We start from the raw sequence: 19,072 nt of genomic DNA on the forward strand, positions 1-19,072 counted from the left end.
TGATTATGAGTTCTGAAGCTTCGGTTCCTCCCAGGATCTCCGATCTCACTCCGGTCATCGACCGCGAAGTGAATGCCCTTGCTGAAGAAGCGGCTCGCGGGCTCAGCAGGTTCGACGCCGAGCTGGGGCTCGACTTGGCCGGTTTCAGCCCCGTCCTCCTGCGCTCGGAAGCTGCTTCGTCATCGCAGATCGAGAATCTTACGGCCAGTGCCCGCGCGATCTTCTCGGCTGAGCTGGGATCGCGTTCGGGCAGCAACGCGGAACTGATCACCGCCAACACCAGGGCGCTGCTCTCCGCGCTCAGCGCTGTGCGGGCGCTGACCGGAGCATCGGTGCGATCAATACATGAAGTGCTCATGGAAGTGGACCCGCGCCACACGCCGGGAGAGTTCAGAGCAGAGCAAGTATGGATCGGCACACGGTCGGATTCGCCGATCGGTGCGGAATTCGTGCCGCCCCATCACAGCCGGGTTGCGGAACTCATCGGCGATCTGGCCCTGTTCGCCCGTCGCTCGGATATCCCGGCGATGACGTCGATCGCCATCACCCACGCCCAGTTCGAAACGATCCACCCGTTTACCGACGGCAACGGCCGAACCGGTCGAGCAATCGTGCAGGCTATGCTGAGGCAGAGAGGCATTACTCGAAATGTCGCTGTTCCTGTCTCTGCTGGGCTGCTCACGGATGTGAAGCGTTATCACCGTGCGCTGACGGAATACCGAGAGGGCAACATCAACCAGATCGTTCGGATCTTCGCCGAGGCAGCTTTCCGGGCGATCGAAAACAGCACTCAGCTCGTGGCTGACCTGCGCGAAATCAGGGAGCGGTGGAATTCGACGCTGACAGCGAGAAGGCATTCGAATGCCTGGCGCTTGCTCGATGTGCTCGTCGCCCGCCCAGTGCTCAACTCGGCAGCGGCCGCCGACGAGTTGGGGGTCGCGCAGCCGAACGTCTACCCACCTCTCAAAGCTCTCGTTGAAGCAGGGATCCTCAAGTCGAAGAATGAGCACAAGCTTGGGCCGTTCTGGCGCAGTGACGAGGTGCTGTTCGCGATCGACGCCTTTGCCGAGCGTGCGGGCCGCCGACAGAAAGCCTGACGAACCTATCACTCCATCGTGCCTCCTGCCCGCGTGAATTCTTCCGTTCTATGACGGCATGTGTCGCAATGTGTCGGAAGTTAGGTAAGGCAAAGTGTTGAGCAATCGCCTCCTCTTGTAGCGTGGCCTATCACTGACTCCCATCAGCGTTTGGAGACGATCGATGTCCACCAAGGTGGAAGAGCACACGAACCCCGCAGCCGAATCGCCGCGCGCGAAGAAGCCTGCCCGACCGAAGAAGTCCAACGGTCAGTGGAAGGTCGACGGCCACGAACCGTTGAACAAAAATGAGGTCGATAAGGCCGAGGACAACGGCCTCAACGTCCGCGCCCGCATCGAGGAGACCTACTCGAAGCAGGGCTTCGCCTCGATCGACCCATCCGATCTCCACGGCCGCTTCCGCTGGTGGGGCCTGTACACCCAGCGCAAGCCCGGCATCGACGGCGGCCGCACCGCGAAGCTCGAACCCCATGAGCTCGAAGACGAATACTTCATGCTCCGGGTCCGCATCGACGGCGGGAAGCTCACCACCGAGCAGCTGCGCACAATCGCCGACATCTCGAAGGACTTCGCCCGCGACTCCGCCGATCTCACCGACCGGCAGAACATCCAGCTGCACTGGATCGAGATCGAGAACGTCCCCGAGGTCTGGAACCGCCTCGAAGCCGTCGGCCTGCAGACCACCGAAGCCTGCGGCGACGTCCCGCGCGTCATCCTCGGCTCACCCGTAGCCGGCGTCGCCGCCGACGAACTCATCGACCCGACCCCGGCGATCGAAGAGATCTCGCGCCGCTACATCGGCGACCAGTCCCTGTCGAACCTGCCGCGCAAGTACAAGACCGCGATCACCGGCCACCCCAGCCAGGACGTCGTCCACGAGATCAACGACTGCTCCTTCGTCGCCGTCGACCACCCCGAACACGGCATCGGCTACGACCTCTGGGTCGGCGGCGCCCTGTCCGTCGTCCCCCGCTTCGCCGAACGCCTCGGCACCTGGGTCGCCCCCGACCAGGTCGTCGAGACCTGGCTCGGCGTGACCTCGATCTTCCGCGACTACGGCTTCCGCCGCCTGCGCAATAAGGCCCGCCTGAAGTTCCTGCTCGCCGACTGGGGTCCGGAGAAGTTCCGCGAGATCCTCGAGACCGAATACCTCGGCTACCAGCTCGCCGACGGACCGGCACCGACCAAGCCGGTCACCGCCGGTGACCACGTCGGCGTGCACAAGCAGAAGGACGGCCGCTACTACATCGGTGTCAGCCCCATCGTCGGTCGCGTCTCGGGAACCCTGCTCGGTCAGATCGCCGACCTCGCCGACAAGTACGGCTCGACCCGCCTGCGCACGACACCGCACCAGAAGATCCTGCTGCTCGACATCGAGGAATCCGATGTCGACGCCGTCGTCGCCGAACTCGACGAACTCGGCCTGTCCAGCCGCAAGGACCTCTTCCGCCGTTCGACGATGGCGTGCACCGGCATCGAATACTGCAAACTCGCCATCGTCGAGACCAAGCAGACCGCCGCCGACACCATCACGAAGCTCGAAGAGCGCCTGGCCGACATCGACGACCTGCCGCACCCGATCAGCCTCCACCTCAACGGCTGCCCGAACTCGTGCGCCCGCATCCAGACCGCCGACATCGGGCTGAAAGGCCAGATCGTCACCACCGACGACGGCGAGCAGGCCCCCGGCTTCCAGGTCCACGTCGGCGGGGGACTGGCCTCGAAGGACCGTGATGAGGCCGGACTCGGCCGCACCGTCCGTGGCCTCAAGGTCACCGCCGATCACCTCAGCGACTACGTCGAGACACTCGTGCGCCGGTTCCTCGCCGGCCGCACCGAGACCGAGACGTTCTCCGAATGGGCCCACCGCGTCGACGAGGAGGAACTGACATGAGCACGAACACGAACACCGCCACGAGCCCCACCACCCCAAGCACCCCCACCGCGACCGACCGCCACCGTCCCGAACCGCGCCCGATCGAGGAGCTCAAAGCCATCGCCGAGGCGGGGGCCCGTGAGCTCGGCGGTGACCCGGACAACGGGGTGGCCGAGGCCAACCCCGCCGACGTCATCCGCTGGGTCTCGCGACACTTCGACACCGCGGCCTGCGCCGTGGCCTGCTCGATGGCCGACGCCGCCCTGCCGCACTACGTCGCCCAGTACCTGCCCGGCGTCGACGTCCTCTTCCTCGACACCGGCTATCACTTCCCGGAGACCTACACCACCCGCAACGAGGTGGCCCGCCGCGTCGATGTCCACATCGTCGACGTCCTCCCGGAGCAGACCGTGCCCGAACAGGACGCCGAATTCGGCAAGGACCTCTTCGCCCGCGACCCCGGACTGTGCTGCGCCCGCCGCAAGGTCGCACCCCTGAAGAAGTCGCTGGAAGGCTACGAGCTCTGGTTCACCGGGGTCCGCCGCGACGAGGCTCCGACCAGGGCGAACACCCCGCTGATCACCTTCGATGACAAGAACGGCCTGGTCAAGGTCAACCCCTTGGCTTCGTGGTCGTTCGATGACCTCCTCGACTACGCACGCGCCTTCGACGTACCCGTCAACCCACTGTTGTCGCAGGGCTACCCGTCGATCGGATGCCAGCCCTGCACCCGCCCCGTCGCCGAGGGTGAAGACCCCCGCGCCGGCCGGTGGGCAGGAACGAACAAAACAGAATGCGGACTCCACACATGAGCATCGACCACGCACCCCGAACCCAGACAGCCCAGACCGGCCAGACAGCCCAGACCGGCCAGACAGCCCAGACAGCCCAGACAACCCCAAGCGCAGGCACCGCCCTGTCGACCCTCGACGTCTTGGAATCCGAGGCGATCCACATCATCCGTGAGGTCGCCGCCGAGTTCGAGAAGCCCGTGCTGCTGTTCTCCGGCGGCAAGGACTCCGTGACGGTCCTTCACCTCGCGGCGAAGGCCTTCTGGCCGGCGAAGATCCCCTTCGGGCTCCTCCACGTCGACACCGGCCACAACTTTCCGGAGATCATCCGCTTCCGTGACGAGACCGCCGAACGCTTCGGCCTCGACCTCACGGTCGCGAAGGTCCAGGACTACATCGACGACGGTCGCCTGCGCGAACGCCCCGACGGGACCCGGAACACCCTGCAGACCCAGCCGCTGCTCGACGCGATCGCCGACGGCGGATTCGACGCCGTGTTCGGCGGGGCCCGCCGGGACGAGGACAAAGCCCGGGCGAAGGAGCGGATCCTGTCGCTGCGCGATGAGTTCGGCGGCTGGAACCCGAGCAACCAGCGCCCCGAGCTGTGGAACATCTACAACGGCCGCCACCTGCCCGGCGAGCACGTGCGCGTGTTCCCCATCTCGAACTTCACCGAACTCGACGTGTGGAGCTACATCGCCCGGGAGAACATCGACCTGCCCGAGCTCTACTTCGCCCACGAACGCGAGGTCTTCAACCGCGACAACATGTGGTGGGCCACCGGCGAATTCTCCGTCCCCCGCGAGGACGAGGACGTCATCCGCCGCACCGTCCGCTACCGCACCGTCGGCGACATGAGCTGCACCGGCGCCGTCGAATCCGACGCCGCCGACTTCGACTCCATCCTCGCCGAGGTGGCCGCCACCACCGTGACCGAGCGCGGTGCCACACGCGCCGACGACCGGATCTCGGCCGCGGCCATGGAAGACCGCAAGAAGGACGGATACTTCTGATGACGACAACCACCACCGCAGAGACTGCAACCACCGCAGAAACCACAACCCCGGAACCGACCACCGCCGTCGTGGACGCGAAGACGAAGACGCTGCTGCGCTTTGCCACGGCCGGATCCGTCGACGACGGCAAGTCCACCCTCGTCGGCCGACTCCTCCATGACGCGAAGGCGATCCTCGCCGACCAGCTCGAAGCCGTGACCGCGACCAGCCGGGAACGCGGCTTCCTCGGCGGCGAATTCGACTTCGCCCTGCTCACCGACGGTCTGCGGGCCGAACGCGAACAGGGCATCACCATCGACGTCGCGTACCGCTACTTCGCGACCGACCGCCGGTCGTTCATCCTCGCCGACTGCCCCGGGCATGTGCAGTACACCCGGAACATGGTCACCGGAGCCACGACCGCCGATGCCGTCGTCGTCCTCATCGACGCCCGCAACCGCCCCACCGAGCAGACCCGCCGGCACCTGACCGTGGTCTCCCGGCTGGGCATCCGCCACGTCATCATCGCCGTGAACAAGATCGACCTCCTCGACTACGATCAGACCGCGATCGAGGCCGTCGAACGTGAGGTCGCGAACATCGCCGCCGAGGTGGGGCTCGAGTCCCCGCACATCATCCCGATGTCCGCGCTGGCCGGCGACAACATCGCCACCACCTCGGACAACACCCCCTGGTACCAAGGCCCGGCACTGCTCGACCTGCTCGAGACCCTGCCGAGCAAGGACGAGGACACCGCGGATCTCGAACCCTTCCGCCTCGACGTCCAGACCGTGCTGCGCCCCCAGGGCGGACTCGCACCGGGACTCGACGCCGATGATTTCCGGGACTACCGGGCCGTGGCCGGTCAGATCACCTCAGGGCGGGTCAGCCTCGGCGATGAGATCGACGTCCACCCGGCCGGGATCCGCACGACAGTCACCGGCATCGACACCGCCGACGGGCCGCTGCAGACCGCGGGCGCCCCGCAGTCGGTGGCGCTGCGGCTCGCCGATGACATCGACACCGCACGCGGCACCGTCATCGCCGGTGCCGGAACCCTGCCGCCGGCCCGGAAGGAATTGCGCGCCGAGGTGTTCCCCTTCACTTCCGAGGGGCTGCGCACGGGCGATCGGGTGCTGGTGAAGACCGGGACGACGACCGTCAAGGGCATCGTCACGATCGAAACCAAACGCAACCTCGCGACCGCGCAGACGGAGGCCGCCGAGGTGCTCGCGGGCAACGACATCGGCCAGGCCACGGTGAAGCTCTCTGCCGAACTGCCGGTGGCGGACTTCCGTGCCCACGGTTCGGCCGGGGCGTTCGTCATCATCGACCCGCAGTCGGGAAATACGCTCGCGGCGGGCATCCACACTCCCGAGGAGACCGCATGAGTCTCTTCCCCACCCAGGCCGCGGGCAGTGTGCTGCTCGTCGGTGCCGGACCCGGCGACCTCGGGCTGCTCACTGTCACCGGTCTGCGCGCCTTGGAGCGGGCCGATGTCATCGTGGCCGACCGCCTCGGCGCGCGTGCGATCATCGATCAGCTCGCCGAGGATCGGGGCGCGCCCCTGGATGCGGAGATCATCGATGTCGGCAAACAGCCGGGCCACCACCCGGTCCCGCAGTCGAGGATCAACGAGATCCTCATCGAACAGGCGAGACTCGGCCGCCGCGTCGTCCGCCTCAAGGGCGGGGACCCCTTCGTCTTCGGACGTGGGGGAGAAGAGGTCTTCGCCTGCCGTGAGGCCGGCATCGACACCCAAGTGGTCCCGGGAGTGACCAGCGCGAACTCGGTTCCCGCGCTCGCCGGGATCCCGCTGACCCACCGAGGTGTGGCCACCGCGTACACAGTGGTCACCGGTCATGACCAGATCGAGCAGATCGGCGGGGGACGCGACCACACGGTCGTCGTGCTCATGGGCATCGGCACCCTCGTCCATACGGCGGGAGTGCTCGCCCGCGGTGAACGCGGCAGCGACTGCCCCGTCGCGATCATCGAGGACGGCTACGGTGCGAACCAGCGGGTGACGATCGGCACGCTGTCCACGATCGCCTTCCACGCCGCACGCCGCAGCGTGCGCTCACCGGCCATCGTCGTCATCGGCGATGTCGTCACCCACAGCCCCTACGCCGCCGGCGCCTTCGACGCCGCGGTCACACCCGAACCGAAGCTGGCAAGGAACCCATGACCTACATCATCGCTCAGCCCTGCGTCGACGTGAAGGACCGCGCCTGCATCGAGGAATGCCCGGTCGACTGCATCTACGAGGGCAAACGCTCCCTGTACATCCACCCCGAGGAATGCGTCGACTGCGGGGCATGCGAACCCGTGTGCCCGGTCGAGGCGATCTTCTACGAAGACGATGTGCCCGATGAGTGGGAGGACTACCACGCGGCGAACGTCGACTTCTTCGACGACATCGGCTCCCCGGGCGGGGCTGCCGCACACGGGGTCATCGACAAAGACCATCCCTTCATCGCGGCTCTGCCCCCGCAGAACACCGACGACTGACGAATACTGACGACTGATCGAGGAACACCCATGACGACACCACTGAGAGTGGCCATCATCGGCGCGGGACCCGCCGGCATCTATGCCGCGGACCTGCTGACGAAGGCCGAACACGACCTGGACTTGAGCATCGACCTGTTCGAGCGCCTGCCCTCACCCTTCGGGCTCGTCCGCTATGGTGTGGCCCCGGACCATCCGCGGATCAAGGGCATCATCAATGCGCTCATCAAGGTCCTCGACCGCGGGGACATCCGCCTGTTCAGCAACGTCGAGTACGGGGCGGACATCAGCCTCGGCGAGCTCACCGATCGCTACGATGCGGTGATCTTCTCCACCGGGTGCTTCGTCGATGCGCCGCTCGAGCTGCCGGGCATCGATCTGCCCGGATCGTACGGGGCCGCGGACTTCGTCAACTGGTATGACTCGCATCCGGATGTGCCGCAGACGTGGCCGCTGGATGCGGAGAAGGTCGCCGTGCTCGGCAACGGCAACGTCGCCCTCGACGTGGCCCGGGTGCTTGCGAAGCAGGCCGATGACCTGCACACCACGGAGATCCCGGACCATGTCTACGAGGGTCTGAAGTCCTCCGCCGTCACCGACGTGCACGTGTTCGGTCGCAGAGGTCCCGCGCAGGCGAAGTTCACTCCGCTGGAGCTGCGTGAGCTCGGGCAGGTCGCCGATGTCGACATCATCGTCTACCCCGAGGACTACGAGTTCGACCAGGGTTCGCTCGAGGCGATCGAGTCGAGCAACCAGGTCAAGCAGGTGACGAAGACGCTCACGGACTTCGCGATGCGCGAGGAGACCGGAGCGAAGCGGCGTCTGCACCTGCACTTCCTCCACGCACCGGTCGCCGTCCTCGGCGAGGAGAAGGTGACGGGGCTGCGCACGGAACGTCAGGAACTCGACGGCACCGGTGGGGTCACCGGGACGGGCGATTTCCACGACTGGGAGATCGACGCCGTCTACCGGGCGGTCGGCTATGCGGGCACCAAGCTGCCGCAGCTGCCCTTCGATGAGGTCAAGCGCGTCATCCCCAATCATGAGGGTCGTGTCGTCGACACCGACGATCAGAGCCAGGCCGCCGAGGCGGACGTGATCCCCGGCGTGTATGCGACCGGATGGATCAAGCGCGGACCGGTGGGGCTCATCGGGCACACGAAGGGTGATGCCCTGGAGACGATCGGGCACATCCTGACCGATCAGGCCGCTGGTGCGCTGACCGAACCGGTGTATCCGGGTCAGGAGTCGATCGTCGAACTCCTCGAGTCCAAGGGCGTCGACTTTGCGGATTGGGAGGGCTATCACCGGCTCGAGGCCGCGGAGAAGGCACTCGGCGAGGCCGAGGGGCGTGAGCGAGTGAAGCTCGCAACCCGCGAGGCCATGCTCGCCGAAGCACGCGCACACCTGACCGCGGAGGCGAACGCGGGTAGCTGATCAGGCCGCGGTGAATTGATCAGCCCGTAGGTTTCATCCGAAGACCTGTTCCAACAGTGTGTGGTACAGGTCTTCGGCTATTTCCGCGGACGTCGAAGTTGTACAGATCGCCGCGTTGGAGCAACAGTGACGGTTGCGGGTAGCTACGCCTTGATTCGAAGATCAGTTTTGCATGATGGTTACGTCTTGTCGCGCAGTTGCAACCGCAACTCCCCGTTTGACTGCCCAAGCTTCTACCCAATGTGGCCCGTAGAACATGCTGTTCTCGGTAATCGTTGCACCGGCCTTTCGGATCTCGCCTCGGAAGTTCTGTAGTCGGGCGGCCTCCGGACCAGCATTTCGAACCTTCCAGTAGATGTCGTAGTCCCCAGGCACATTGCATTCCTCCACAGTGAATACGAGCTCGCGACCTATTGGTACGAAACCTCCGTTGGAATCCATTGGTCGTGGGCGTCCCTTGGGGGTCGACCGAGGACTGAAACGCCCCACTAGTCGCATGTGATAGTTGGGGTCAATACGGGTTTCAATGCCGTGAGAGCCTTCGAGAGTCTGTTCACCGGGTGCCATGGTGTATTCGTAAGTCTCGATATGAGGCGTGTTGGCGGCCGCAACAACGGACTCGTCGATCGCATTGGACACCCGCGCGTTACCGAATGCAGTACCAAAAAGCTTCTGCCATTCCTCAACGCTCTCTTCTGATTTCGCGTCAAGCGCCTGACGTGCCTTTCTCGCCCACGTGGATACTTGACTCTGCAGATTTTTGAACCCAGTCTGCGTCACACGATCCGCGATATTTCCTCCGATGCGATCATTGATGAATGGGGGAGATTGCAGCGGGCCGATGTAATCATTCAGGTCTTCCAGAAGAGCGGTCAGCGTCGACGCGACATTCGAGTACTCCCCATGGACTGAGAAAATTCGAACTCGTTCAGTGAGAAGCGCTGCGATTACGACTGACGGTACCTCAATTGAGCTACGATCTCTCAGATACTTTACGAGACGAACGACTCGGATTAGGTGGCCGTTTGTTGTTCGTGCGCTTTCTCTGATCCAATCAGTGAATGCAACAGGGTCCTGCCTGACAAACTCGTTATCAATTCGATGGGTAATGTAAGTCAGACCGTCGGATCGAGTAACAAAGGGCACTACGTCAATGTGAAAGTCGTTGGCGTAGTCAATAGTTACGCACCGTTTGCCGAGAACGGTCTTGCCCGCATAGTTGGACGAAGCACCAAGTGCGCGGTTGAGTTCCAAGATGTACTTCTTGGGCGTCCAGTCGGGCTGTTCCTCAAGCGGAAGTAGCACGTCAGCATCAAAATCGTTCCCACTATAAGGCTTTATAATGGTTCTGTGAGCGAACGAGCCTTGGGGGATGATGTCACCGTTAACCATATCTGTAAGCGATGATCTCTCTGAGATGAAGTCGTCGAGCGAGGAAACTCGCTTTTGAAGTGACTCCACTCGCGACTGATTTAGATTTACATGGTCACGTAAGAATTCGTTGAAGTCTCTTACTCGCGCAGTCATTCTGAGATCTCCATCACGTTTTCATATGTGTTTGTGTCGGTGCGCTGGTAAAGGAAGAACGCCGGGTGAGCGTCACGCATTCGATATCGCCCAATCATGATCGCCACTGTAGTGGGTGCTGCCGCAATGATATGAATCCTTTGTGCCTGAGGCCACTTTGCCTCGACGGTCGCGAGTGCCGCCCGCCAAGCCGAACCGAATTCATTGAGCGTATCTAGCGACTCAACTAAATCTGGTCGAGGTATCTCGTCGACAGGGGCAACTGTAATGACTGGGATGTTCTGGAGGTGTGTAGGAATTCGACTAGGGTTGACGGTCCCGCTCACATTTATGACGGCGACGATGTCATCCGGAACTGACGATTTAGCTTCACAGCTCGTTTCAAATCTCACAGGCGGAGGGGGGTTCTTGGGCCATGACCACGTCGAGTAGTTGTCAACACGTTGACGTGGAAGCAGCACAGTCTCGACTTTGTCGTCGAGACGCGATCCGAGGTACACAAGTGTAGGGATGGGCGCGATAGCGAATACTGCGACTACTCGGGTGTCTTCTCCGGCTATTGCTTCGTATATTTGCGCCACTCGCTTGTCGATCTGCGAGCGAGCGGCTTGCCAGCTCCACTCTTCCTTTTCGCTGTGGTCGAGTGATACGTCAAATCTCCCGTTCCGTGTATCCGCGTCGAGGCCAGTCAGACCAGAGTGCAATAGCGCGTGGGAAATCTGCTCAGCCGTTGGCGGACTGATTGAAGATCTTATGGGACCATGCACGCGAAGTACGGTTGCAGGGCGCAGGGTAGGAAAATCAGTGACCTCGCGCACTCGCTTTTCGTGTTCTGCCTTCCGCGCGCGAAGGAATTCGACGGAGTATTCGTCTCGATGCGCCTTTGAGTCAATTGCTCGATGACAGGAATGGCATAGTAACAAGATGTTTGCTTCGAGGGCTCGGTCGTTCGTATCGAGTGCGCTATCGCCGCGCGGTGCATTCTTTCCAGAGGACGCCGCCACTATGTGAGCTAGTTCCCCGACAGGAATTTCATGCCAGAAGTGTTGATCGTTGATTAGCCACTGGGAGCAGAGCACGCAGCGTGCGGCCGCGCGTCCCCATGCGCGGTATTTCACGGGCTCTGATAATCCAGATCGCTGTATTTCTGTATCTCTATCGGCTGCCATCGGTGCCCTTTGCAGATGAGTGAAGGTGGTGAGTTCAATCTACTCATGACCACTGACATAGCATTGCGGGACCGAGCTGATTTGGTACTGCTTCTGCAAATCCGAGGTCAGAGGGCACACTCCCACAGAGCGCGGAGCAGGTCTTCGGCTTCGTCCGGTCCGCGGCCAGGGCCGGAGAATGCGTCGAGCAGTGCTCGTGCTTTCGGAACGAAGCAGATTCTTCCTTCGACGTCGACCTGACTGAGGACGTCGGACTCGGCCTCGAGCAGGAGAACGCCCTGTCCGGCGCGTGCTCTCGACGGGCCTATGTGTTCTGGTGCTTCTTGAGGATCACTGACGTAGATGAACGAAGTGCCGATGGTCTGTTCGGGCCGGTCTGGCCGAGTCGCGACAAGCCCCGTCACGGCATAGTTGACGTTATTCGCTTCCATTCGGTCGACAATCGTTCGCCAACCGCCTTAAATCGGAACTGGGAACCGAACTCACGGGCGCCGTGCGACCGCCCCGGTGTTTCCTGTCGACACGGCAATCGCAATCAGATCGTCCGCGCTGATCGAGTCATTGAGCAACCCTGCTCGCCTCCACCGCTTTGTCCAAGGCTCGTCGACGGCGTCGACAGCGGCGGCTAATGAACCGGTTGCCTCCGCAGTCCTCATCTCGGCTCGCAGAAACAGCGCCGTGAAGAGAGCAACGGCCGAGAGTATTGCCGAGGTATCTCCACTGGAAACGACAGTCGTTCCGTTGATCTGATACCCAGTTGCGGCAAGGATCTTCTGCATCGTTGTTTAAGTCGGATCCATCTCTCCACGTTCGACGAGGCCGATGGTCGACGGCGAGACGTCAGCGACGCGGGCGAGCTCCTTGCGGGTGCTCCCAGACGAAGCTCGGACCTTCTTGGCGATTACAAGTGCTTCCACGTGCAATCCTCTCGTTGATTGCGTATATGCAATTTACCGTGAATGCGCTATACAAGAGCTTCCGCGCCGACTTCCGAACACACCTCTTCACCACTGCAAACCCCACATAGTGACCCGAAACGTTCCACCATTCGACCCCGAGGGCATCAATCCGGCCCTCGGGATCGTCTGTGTCTGTGCCTTCGATGGATAACCGGGTTATGTGATTGACATCACCCCTCTTCAGGAGAAGACTGTCCGCGGAACTACTGCCGTCTACCCCTGGAGGCCATGGTGCCCTCACAAATCCCCGTATCGTCCGGCGCGCCCACGAGCGTGAAGGTCGTCCACGACAAAGGCCTCAAACGCGATATCGGCAAGACCGGGCTGCTCTTCACCGGAGTCGGGTCGATCATCGGCTCCGGATGGCTCTTCGGTGCCTTCGATGCCGCGAGCATGGCCGGTCCGGCCGCGATCCTGTCCTGGGCCATCGGCGCCATCCTCATCATCTTCGTCGCACTCAACTACTCCGAGCTCGGGGTGATGTTCCCCGTCGCCGGGGGTGTCGTGCGCTACCCGCACTATGCGTTCGGTTCGTTCGCCAGTTACACCAGCGGGTGGATCACGTGGCTCTCGGCGGCCGGCACCGTCGGCATCGAGGTGCTCGCGGCCGTCCAGTATGCGTCGAGCTATATGCCGTGGCTGATGGAGTCGAAGGAAGGCGTCCTCGTCCTCACCGTTCCGGGCATCTTCGTGTCCATCGCGATGGTCGCAGTCTTCTGCGTCATCAACATGTTCGGCGTGAAGTTCTTCGCGCACTTCAACAACGTGCTCGTATGGTGGAAGCTCGCCGTCATCGTCCTCGTGTTCGTGGGGCTCGCGCTGCTGGCGTTCAACCCCGGTCACTTCCACATGCCCGAGTTCGGCGGCTTCGCCCCCAACGGCATCGCCCCGATCTTCGCGGCCCTGCCCGCGGCCGGCATCGTCTTCTCCTACCTCGGATTCCGGCAGGGCGTGGAGTTCGCCGGGGAGACGAAGAACCCGCAGAAGAACGTGCCCTTCGCTGTCATCGGCTCGATCGTGCTCACCGGCATCATCTACATCCTCCTGCAGGTCGCGTTCATCGGCGCCATCCCCACCGATCTGCTCAAGGACGGCTGGGGCGGACTGTCGTTCTCGAACTCGGCCGGCCCGTGGGCAGAGATCGCGATCATGCTCGGTGCGATGTGGCTGGCGATCATCCTCTACATCGACGCCGTCGTCTCGCCTGCCGACACCGGTCTGATCTTCACTGCGCTCACCCCGCGCCTGTCGTACTCACAGGCACGCGTCGGCAACGCCCCGAAGGCGCTGACGAAGCTCAACAAGCGCGGAATTCCGTGGTTCGGACTGCTCGTGACATTCATCGTCGCGTGCTTCCTGTTCTTCCCGTTCCCGTCATGGGCGAAGATGGTCGGATTCATCACCTCCGGCACCGTCATCTCCTTCGGCTCCGGCCCGATCACGGTGGCGGCCCTGCGCCGTCAGCTGCCCGATCAGGAGCGACCTTTCCGCCTGCCCGGCGGAGACGTCCTGCCGTTCCTCGGATTCCTCGCCGCGAACCTCATCGTGTTCTGGACCGGGTGGGACACGAACTGGAAGCTGTTCCTCGCGATGGCGCTCGGCTACGTCGTCCTCGGCCTGCACTACGTGTTCAGCGACCGCAAGACGATCCCGCCGCTGCAGTTCAGGTCCGGTTGGTGGATGGTCCTGTGGCTCGGCGGTCTGGCCGTGCTCAGCCTGCTGAGCAACTATGGCGAAGGCGCCCTGGGCGTGCTCACCTTCGGCTGGGGCGAGCTGGTGTGCACGATCTTCACCGCGATCGTCTTCTACGTCGGGATCAAGTTCCGCCTGAAGTCGGAAGACGTGGTCGCCAATGTCGAGAACACCAAGGAGGCCAGCGCCGAACACATCGACGGGGAATGATCGTTCGTCCGAGCAAGACGGGCCGCAGCGTCGGAACTCACTGACGCTGCGGCCCATGACCTATCGTTGCCCCGGCTCGGCCCCGCCACGTTCCGTGCCTGCGAACTGGGTCGAAACAGAGATTTCGGGCAGCGGATCATTGGTGGTCTTCTCTACGCGGCCAAGTGAGGTGAAGCGCGTGGCGAGATCAGATTGTCTGAGTCGGGATGGGGGATTGACGGCGCTCGGCCTGGAGCCCACGATGAAATGAAGTCGCCGCTCGGTGGCTTGTGACAGTTGAGGCCGGAGGGGCTTCACTTCGGGGCACGATTCGAGGAGGCCCAGGATGGGGAAGAAGCAGTTCCGGACGCCGTGGAGCATCCTGACGATCGGAACACGGGGGAAGACAAGGAAAAGACGGAAGCCGGGGAAGCTGACGCTGACGAAGCGGAGGACGAGCAGTTCGAAGAGTGTTCCAAGACGGGGACGTTTGAAGAATCGGCTCACGCGATAGTCCTCAGGCCCTCTGCAGGGGGTTCAACCGCGTCACCATCCGCCTTACGATGAATTATGGAACTGACACATTTGAAGAGCTTCACCACCGGACTCACACTCGGCATCGGCGGCACCGCAGCGGCTCTTGCCGGGCGTAAGGCCGTAAGCAATCTCAAAACCAGCAGAGGCCATCCCTGGAAGCACCGAGTGTTGGACCTGGGCTCCGCATTTCTGCAGCGAAGGTATCCGCTGAGCGCGATGAGCACATACCTCGACGGCCTGCACATCTATGCCGATGACACCGGACGTCAGGTCCACGCCGCCCACTTCTGCATCCACTTAGAGCATGACCTGCACCAGTGCGTCATCTTCGACCGCAACGCCCATGACGCGCGTCTGATCGGCATCGAGTACATCATCAGCGAAGACCGCTTCCGCGCCCTGCCCGAAGAGGAGAAGAAACTCTGGCACAGCCACCATTATGAGATCAAGTCAGGAATCCTCACCGCCCCTGGCGTTCCGGAGATCGCCGAACACGCCTACTTCGAAGACTTGGTGAAGACCTACGGCAAGACCTTCCACACCTGGCAGTACGACGTTCACGACTTCCCCTACGGTGCCCCGCAGCTGATGATGGGCTTCACCGAGGATGGGCAAGTCCGCGAAGAGCTGGTCCGAGAGCGCGACGGCGAGGTCGGCGTTTCGACGCAGCGCAACCGTGCACGCCGCGAAGACATCCCGATGCCGGAGGTGGCCCCAGGCGCGAACTCGTGGGAGAGCGGGACAGCAATGCAGACGACTCTGCAGGAGACACCCGTCAAACGGTAGAACCGAGACGTGCCAGAGACGGAGAACGATGGGTTCCCCGGAGCCGAGCGAAACCGCATCATGTCCATCCCGTGCCCGCAGCACTCGACAAAAGACGCTCAGTTACCGGCACCCCCACCCGCAAACCGCGCAAAGTACTCCAACGCCTCGAACGAATCCACAGCATCCGGATTCGCCACGCGATCCAACGGATGCCCCTGAATGAGCCGCTTCACCGGCACCTCGAGCTTCTTACCCGTGCGGGTGTGCGGGATCGCAGGCACGGCGATGATGTCATCCGGCACGTGCCGCGGCGAGGCCTTCGAACGCAGATCCCCAGAAATCCGCTCCCGCAACCCGGAATCCAACGAAACTCCCGGTGCCAACACCACGAACAGCGGCATCCAATACCCGCCGTTCGGCTGCTCGGCACCGATGACGAGGGATTCGGCCACCTCGGCGATGTCGTCGACGATGTCGTAGATGTCCGCGCTGCCCAGGCGCACGCCGTGCCGGTTGAGGGTGGCGTCCGAGCGCCCGGAGATGATGACGCTGCCGTGGTCGGTGATGGTGATCCAGTCACCGTGGCGCCACACTCCGGGGAACATCGAGAAGTACGTGTCGCGGTAGCGCTGTCCGCCGGGGTCGTTCCAGAACTTCACCGGCATCGACGGCATCGGGGCGGTGATGACCATCTCCCCGACCTCGCCGATGAGTGGATGACCAGAGTCGTCCCAGGATTCCAGTGCCACGCCGAGGTTCGGCGCCGAGAGCTCGCCCGCCCACACCTCGAGGTTCGGTGCGGAGCCGGCGAATCCGCTGACTACGTCAGTGCCGCCGCTCGTTGAAGCCAGCTGCACGCGCTCGCCGATGGCGTCGCGGACCCAAGGGAAGCAGTTCGCGGGCACGGGTGCGCCGGTGGCTCCGATGAGCCGCAGGTGTGAAAGGTCGAGATCCCGGCCGGGTTCGAGCCTGGCCTTCATCCCCGCCAGGAGGATCCCCGGGCTGAGCCCGAGCACGTTGGCCTGCGTGTCTGCGGCGATCTCCCACAGTCGTGCTGGGCCGGGGTAGAGGGGGCTGCCGTCGAAGCAGACGGTGGTGCCTCCTGCCACGAGTGCGGAGACGACGAAGTTCCACATCATCCAGTTCGTGTTCGTGTACCAGAAGAAGCGGTCGCCGGGCCTGATGTCCATGTGCAGGCCGAACATGCGCAGGTGGTCGACGACGACTCCGCCGTGGCTGTGCACGATCCCCTTGGGGATCCCCGTCGTGCCCGAGGAGTAGAGCACCCACAGCGGGGTGTCGAAATCGACGCGCACGAACTCGGGCGGGGTATCGCCGGAGGCGACGTCGTCCCAGGTGGAGAGGTTCGCAATCGTGTGGTGTTCATCGAGGGCACCCACGCCGAGGTTGCCGACCCCCACGACAGCTCGCAGGCTCGGGATCCGTGACGCCAGGCCCGCGACCTGGTCGCGGCGATCGTGGGCGGTGCCGTTCCAGAGGTAGCCGTCGGCGGCGAAGAGGACGGCCGGCTCGAGCTGCCCGAGTTTCGCGGCGGCTCCTTCGGCGGCGTAGTCCTGGGCGCAGGCGGACCAGATGGCACCGATCGAAGCGGAGGCGAGGAAAGCGATGAGGGTGTGGTGGGTGTTCGGAAGGTAGCCGACGACGCGGTCACCTTGACCCACGCCGAGGCTGCGCAGCCAGGCGGCGACGGATCCGACCTGGCGACGCAGCTCGCGCCAGGTGGTCTCCGAACGGTCGCCGGCTTCGGTGATGGTGATGATGGCTGGCTGATCGGCGAGATTCTCGTCGAGTGCAGCACGGAGAGCGTGTTCGGCGTAGTTGAGGCGGGTGCCGGGGAACCAGGTGGCGCCGGGCATGGAACGGTCGGCGAGGACTTCCGTATACGGTTCGTCGGCGATGACGTCGAAGTAGTCCCAGATCGCACCCCAGAAGCCGTCGAGGTCGCCGGTCGACCAGCGCCACAGGTCGTCGTAGCTGGCCATGTGCCGACCGATGCGCTTGTTGGCGAAGTCGGTGAAGTCGAGAATCTGCGGGCGCGGCGACTGGTCGGGGTCGGGACGCCAGATCGGTTCAGCGGTCAATTCTTCTCCTCAGCACTTCGGCGGGCGGCAGGTCGAGTGAGATAACTCGTTCTGCAATTGCATATTTGTGTCCACCTTAGACCCGCGAATTCAGCTGTACGGATGAGCTCAGCCTCACGAGGGGTTACATACATTGTGCGGGCGTCCTTTGATCCGGTTGCCGATGATCGAAGTCAGTGTTCTGGGATCCGTTCGGGAGAAGTTGCGGTCGGATTGAGGCCGCACATTTGTAATAGGCGAATCGGATCTACTGGCTTCCCTTGACGGACGCACCTTTGAGGTTAAGAATGGTCTATACAACTATACAACTATACAACTATGAATGCGGCGGGCGTCTCAGCCCGGAGCTCGACAAAGGGGTCGATGTACATGCAGTTGGATAAAACAGGTCCGGATGAAGAACACGGAGCGCGGATCAACAGAGTCCGTTCAAAATCGCTGAAGTGGCGCAGTGTAGTCGCGTCGGCCGCAGCCGTCGCTCTCGTCTTGACCGGATGTACGTCCAAAGCATCTGACGAGCAAGGTGCAGGCGAAGAACAGGACGGTCCGCTCAAAGTGGGCGCGGTCATCTACGCCCGTGACCTCGAATACTGGCAGCTTGTAGAGGCGGGGATGAATGCGGCGGCAGACGAACTCGATGTCGACGTCAGTGTCGATGTGTCCAATCGGCAGCTGCAGACTGAGGCGCAGGTCGTTAACACAATCACCGCACGCGGGGACGACATCCTCGTGATCGCACCTCTCGACACGACGGCTTCGGTCTCCACTCTCGAGCAGGCGCGGCAGAAGTCGATGACGGTCGTTCAGATCGATAACCGGGTCGATGACGACAGCTTCGAGAACTTCGTCGGCGCGGACCAGGCAGAAATGGGCAGGGCGAGTGGCGAGAGCGCCGCGAAGTACATCGAGGACTCTCTCGACGGCGACGCGAAGATCGCACTACTCACCGGTGACACGGAGCCGAACGGACCGCCCCGGAAGAAGGCCTTCCTCGCGGAAACCGACGGGCTGGGAGAAATTATGACCTCGACAGAGGCAGTCGGCTCACCCGAGGCCGGATCCAAGGCTTTCGACACTCTCATGCAGAGTCATCCCGACGTCGATGTCGTCTGGGCCTGGAATGGCGCTGCGCTCCAAGGAGCCGCGACCGCGGCGAAGCAGTCGGGCTCGACCGCGAAGATCATCGGGATCGATATGAGCAAGCAGGTGGCCGAGATGATGCAGGGCGAGAAGTCCCCGGTGGAATCGGTAGCCGATCAGCATGCTTATGACATCGGTTACGAAGCAGTGAAGATGGGGGTCTCTGAGGCCAAGGGTGAGTCCTACGAGAAGGTGGAGAGCGTGCCGCCCGCAGTCTTCTCCGCCGGTGACGAGTCTGGGTTGCAGAAGTACCTCGACGAGCTGGCAGGGCAGTGATGAGCC

At 63.0% G+C, this 19,072-nt stretch carries 18 protein-coding genes; 11 read left to right on the forward strand and 7 right to left on the reverse strand.

Annotation, left to right across the window (positions count from 1 at the left end; translation table 11 throughout):
- Window positions 1–5 precede the first annotated feature (5 nt).
- The 8 genes from J9314_RS02865 to J9314_RS02900 all read left to right on the forward strand — a co-directional run bounded on the left by J9314_RS02865 (window position 6) and on the right by J9314_RS02900 (window position 8,707).
- On the forward strand, window positions 6–1,097 hold the full coding sequence (locus J9314_RS02865) for a Fic family protein (protein ID WP_210604410.1): 1,092 nt from the start codon (window positions 6–8) through the stop codon (window positions 1,095–1,097).
- 163 nt (window positions 1,098–1,260) lie between these two features.
- Window positions 1,261–2,991 carry a nitrite/sulfite reductase gene (locus J9314_RS02870; RefSeq protein WP_210604411.1) on the forward strand — a complete coding sequence of 577 codons (1,731 nt, stop codon included), beginning with the start codon at window positions 1,261–1,263 and terminating at the stop codon, window positions 2,989–2,991.
- On the forward strand, window positions 2,988–3,785 hold the full coding sequence (locus tag J9314_RS02875) for a phosphoadenylyl-sulfate reductase (RefSeq protein WP_210604413.1): 798 nt from the start codon (window positions 2,988–2,990) through the stop codon (window positions 3,783–3,785). Before J9314_RS02870 ends, J9314_RS02875 begins: the two co-directional genes overlap by 4 nt.
- Window positions 3,782–4,777 carry a sulfate adenylyltransferase subunit CysD gene (cysD, locus tag J9314_RS02880; RefSeq protein ID WP_210604415.1) on the forward strand — a complete coding sequence of 332 codons (996 nt, stop codon included), beginning with the start codon at window positions 3,782–3,784 and terminating at the stop codon, window positions 4,775–4,777. Before J9314_RS02875 ends, cysD begins: the two co-directional genes overlap by 4 nt.
- Window positions 4,777–6,150, forward strand: a complete 1,374-nt coding sequence (locus J9314_RS02885) for a sulfate adenylyltransferase subunit 1 (protein ID WP_210604417.1) — start codon at window positions 4,777–4,779, stop codon at window positions 6,148–6,150. The genes cysD and J9314_RS02885 overlap by 1 nt, the downstream gene beginning before the upstream one ends.
- Entirely contained in the window at window positions 6,147–6,947 is an 801-nt protein-coding gene (gene cobA / locus J9314_RS02890; protein WP_210604419.1) for a uroporphyrinogen-III C-methyltransferase, read from the forward strand. Before J9314_RS02885 ends, cobA begins: the two co-directional genes overlap by 4 nt.
- A complete protein-coding gene (gene fdxA, locus J9314_RS02895) occupies window positions 6,944–7,270 on the forward strand; it encodes a ferredoxin (RefSeq protein WP_166969623.1) in 327 nt (108 codons plus the stop codon). Before cobA ends, fdxA begins: the two co-directional genes overlap by 4 nt.
- 30 nt (window positions 7,271–7,300) lie before the next feature.
- Window positions 7,301–8,707 carry an FAD-dependent oxidoreductase gene (locus J9314_RS02900; RefSeq protein ID WP_210604420.1) on the forward strand — a complete coding sequence of 469 codons (1,407 nt, stop codon included), beginning with the start codon at window positions 7,301–7,303 and terminating at the stop codon, window positions 8,705–8,707.
- Between the two features lie 162 nt (window positions 8,708–8,869).
- Here J9314_RS02900 and J9314_RS02905 read toward each other — a convergent pair whose 3' ends face one another.
- The 5 genes from J9314_RS02905 to J9314_RS02925 form a co-directional block, all read right to left on the reverse strand.
- On the reverse strand, window positions 8,870–10,234 hold the full coding sequence (locus J9314_RS02905; protein WP_210604421.1) for an SMODS domain-containing nucleotidyltransferase: 1,365 nt from the start codon (window positions 10,232–10,234) through the stop codon (window positions 8,870–8,872).
- Complete coding sequence (locus tag J9314_RS19415) at window positions 10,231–11,403, reverse strand: SAVED domain-containing protein (RefSeq protein ID WP_425514172.1); 1,173 nt, start codon at window positions 11,401–11,403, stop codon at window positions 10,231–10,233. Before J9314_RS19415 ends, J9314_RS02905 begins: the two co-directional genes overlap by 4 nt.
- Window positions 11,404–11,510: 107 nt before the next feature.
- Window positions 11,511–11,834 (reverse strand): hypothetical protein, encoded by a 324-nt coding sequence (locus J9314_RS02915; RefSeq protein ID WP_210604423.1) that lies wholly within the window; start codon window positions 11,832–11,834, stop codon window positions 11,511–11,513.
- A gap of 51 nt (window positions 11,835–11,885) precedes the next feature.
- Window positions 11,886–12,182 carry a hypothetical protein gene (locus J9314_RS02920; protein ID WP_210604424.1) on the reverse strand — a complete coding sequence of 99 codons (297 nt, stop codon included), beginning with the start codon at window positions 12,180–12,182 and terminating at the stop codon, window positions 11,886–11,888.
- Between the two features lie 6 nt (window positions 12,183–12,188).
- Complete coding sequence (locus J9314_RS02925; protein ID WP_210604425.1) at window positions 12,189–12,320, reverse strand: helix-turn-helix domain-containing protein; 132 nt, start codon at window positions 12,318–12,320, stop codon at window positions 12,189–12,191.
- A 270-nt stretch (window positions 12,321–12,590) separates the two neighbouring features.
- On the opposite strand from J9314_RS02925, the gene J9314_RS02930 reads away from it, so the two are divergent.
- A complete protein-coding gene (locus J9314_RS02930) occupies window positions 12,591–14,264 on the forward strand; it encodes an APC family permease (RefSeq protein WP_210604426.1) in 1,674 nt (557 codons plus the stop codon).
- Between the two features lie 60 nt (window positions 14,265–14,324).
- Here the strand turns inward: J9314_RS02930 and J9314_RS02935 are convergent, their stop codons facing one another.
- On the reverse strand, window positions 14,325–14,750 hold the full coding sequence (locus J9314_RS02935) for a hypothetical protein (protein WP_210604427.1): 426 nt from the start codon (window positions 14,748–14,750) through the stop codon (window positions 14,325–14,327).
- A 63-nt stretch (window positions 14,751–14,813) separates the two neighbouring features.
- Between J9314_RS02935 and J9314_RS02940 the strand changes: the two genes are divergently transcribed.
- The gene (locus J9314_RS02940; protein WP_210604428.1) at window positions 14,814–15,566 is read left to right on the forward strand and encodes an OBAP family protein; all 753 of its coding nucleotides are present in this window, start codon (window positions 14,814–14,816) and stop codon (window positions 15,564–15,566) included.
- A gap of 98 nt (window positions 15,567–15,664) precedes the next feature.
- Here the strand turns inward: J9314_RS02940 and J9314_RS02945 are convergent, their stop codons facing one another.
- On the reverse strand, window positions 15,665–17,650 hold the full coding sequence (locus J9314_RS02945) for an acetoacetate--CoA ligase (protein ID WP_210604429.1): 1,986 nt from the start codon (window positions 17,648–17,650) through the stop codon (window positions 15,665–15,667).
- 555 nt (window positions 17,651–18,205) lie between these two features.
- Here J9314_RS02945 and J9314_RS02950 point away from each other — a divergent pair.
- Window positions 18,206–19,066: a sugar ABC transporter substrate-binding protein gene (locus tag J9314_RS02950; protein ID WP_210604431.1), complete on the forward strand. Its 861-nt coding sequence runs from the start codon at window positions 18,206–18,208 to the stop codon at window positions 19,064–19,066.
- Window positions 19,067–19,072 lie beyond the last annotated feature (6 nt).

Source organism: Brevibacterium oceani, from assembly GCF_017948325.1.
In the GTDB taxonomy this organism is placed as follows: domain Bacteria; phylum Actinomycetota; class Actinomycetes; order Actinomycetales; family Brevibacteriaceae; genus Brevibacterium; species Brevibacterium oceani.

Coding starts and splice junctions, on each gene's coding strand:
- J9314_RS02920 (WP_210604424.1), bottom strand. CDS start 12,182: ATGCAGAAGATCCTTGCCGCAACTGGGTATCAGATCAACGGAACGACT.
- J9314_RS02865 (WP_210604410.1), top strand. CDS start 6: ATGAGTTCTGAAGCTTCGGTTCCTCCCAGGATCTCCGATCTCACTCCG.
- cysD (WP_210604415.1), top strand. CDS start 3,782: ATGAGCATCGACCACGCACCCCGAACCCAGACAGCCCAGACCGGCCAG.
- J9314_RS02885 (WP_210604417.1), top strand. CDS start 4,777: ATGACGACAACCACCACCGCAGAGACTGCAACCACCGCAGAAACCACA.
- cobA (WP_210604419.1), top strand. CDS start 6,147: ATGAGTCTCTTCCCCACCCAGGCCGCGGGCAGTGTGCTGCTCGTCGGT.
- J9314_RS02940 (WP_210604428.1), top strand. CDS start 14,814: ATGGAACTGACACATTTGAAGAGCTTCACCACCGGACTCACACTCGGC.
- fdxA (WP_166969623.1), top strand. CDS start 6,944: ATGACCTACATCATCGCTCAGCCCTGCGTCGACGTGAAGGACCGCGCC.
- J9314_RS02870 (WP_210604411.1), top strand. CDS start 1,261: ATGTCCACCAAGGTGGAAGAGCACACGAACCCCGCAGCCGAATCGCCG.
- J9314_RS02900 (WP_210604420.1), top strand. CDS start 7,301: ATGACGACACCACTGAGAGTGGCCATCATCGGCGCGGGACCCGCCGGC.
- J9314_RS02905 (WP_210604421.1), bottom strand. CDS start 10,234: ATGACTGCGCGAGTAAGAGACTTCAACGAATTCTTACGTGACCATGTA.
- J9314_RS02930 (WP_210604426.1), top strand. CDS start 12,591: ATGGTGCCCTCACAAATCCCCGTATCGTCCGGCGCGCCCACGAGCGTG.
- J9314_RS19415 (WP_425514172.1), bottom strand. CDS start 11,403: ATGGCAGCCGATAGAGATACAGAAATACAGCGATCTGGATTATCAGAG.
- J9314_RS02915 (WP_210604423.1), bottom strand. CDS start 11,834: ATGGAAGCGAATAACGTCAACTATGCCGTGACGGGGCTTGTCGCGACT.
- J9314_RS02875 (WP_210604413.1), top strand. CDS start 2,988: ATGAGCACGAACACGAACACCGCCACGAGCCCCACCACCCCAAGCACC.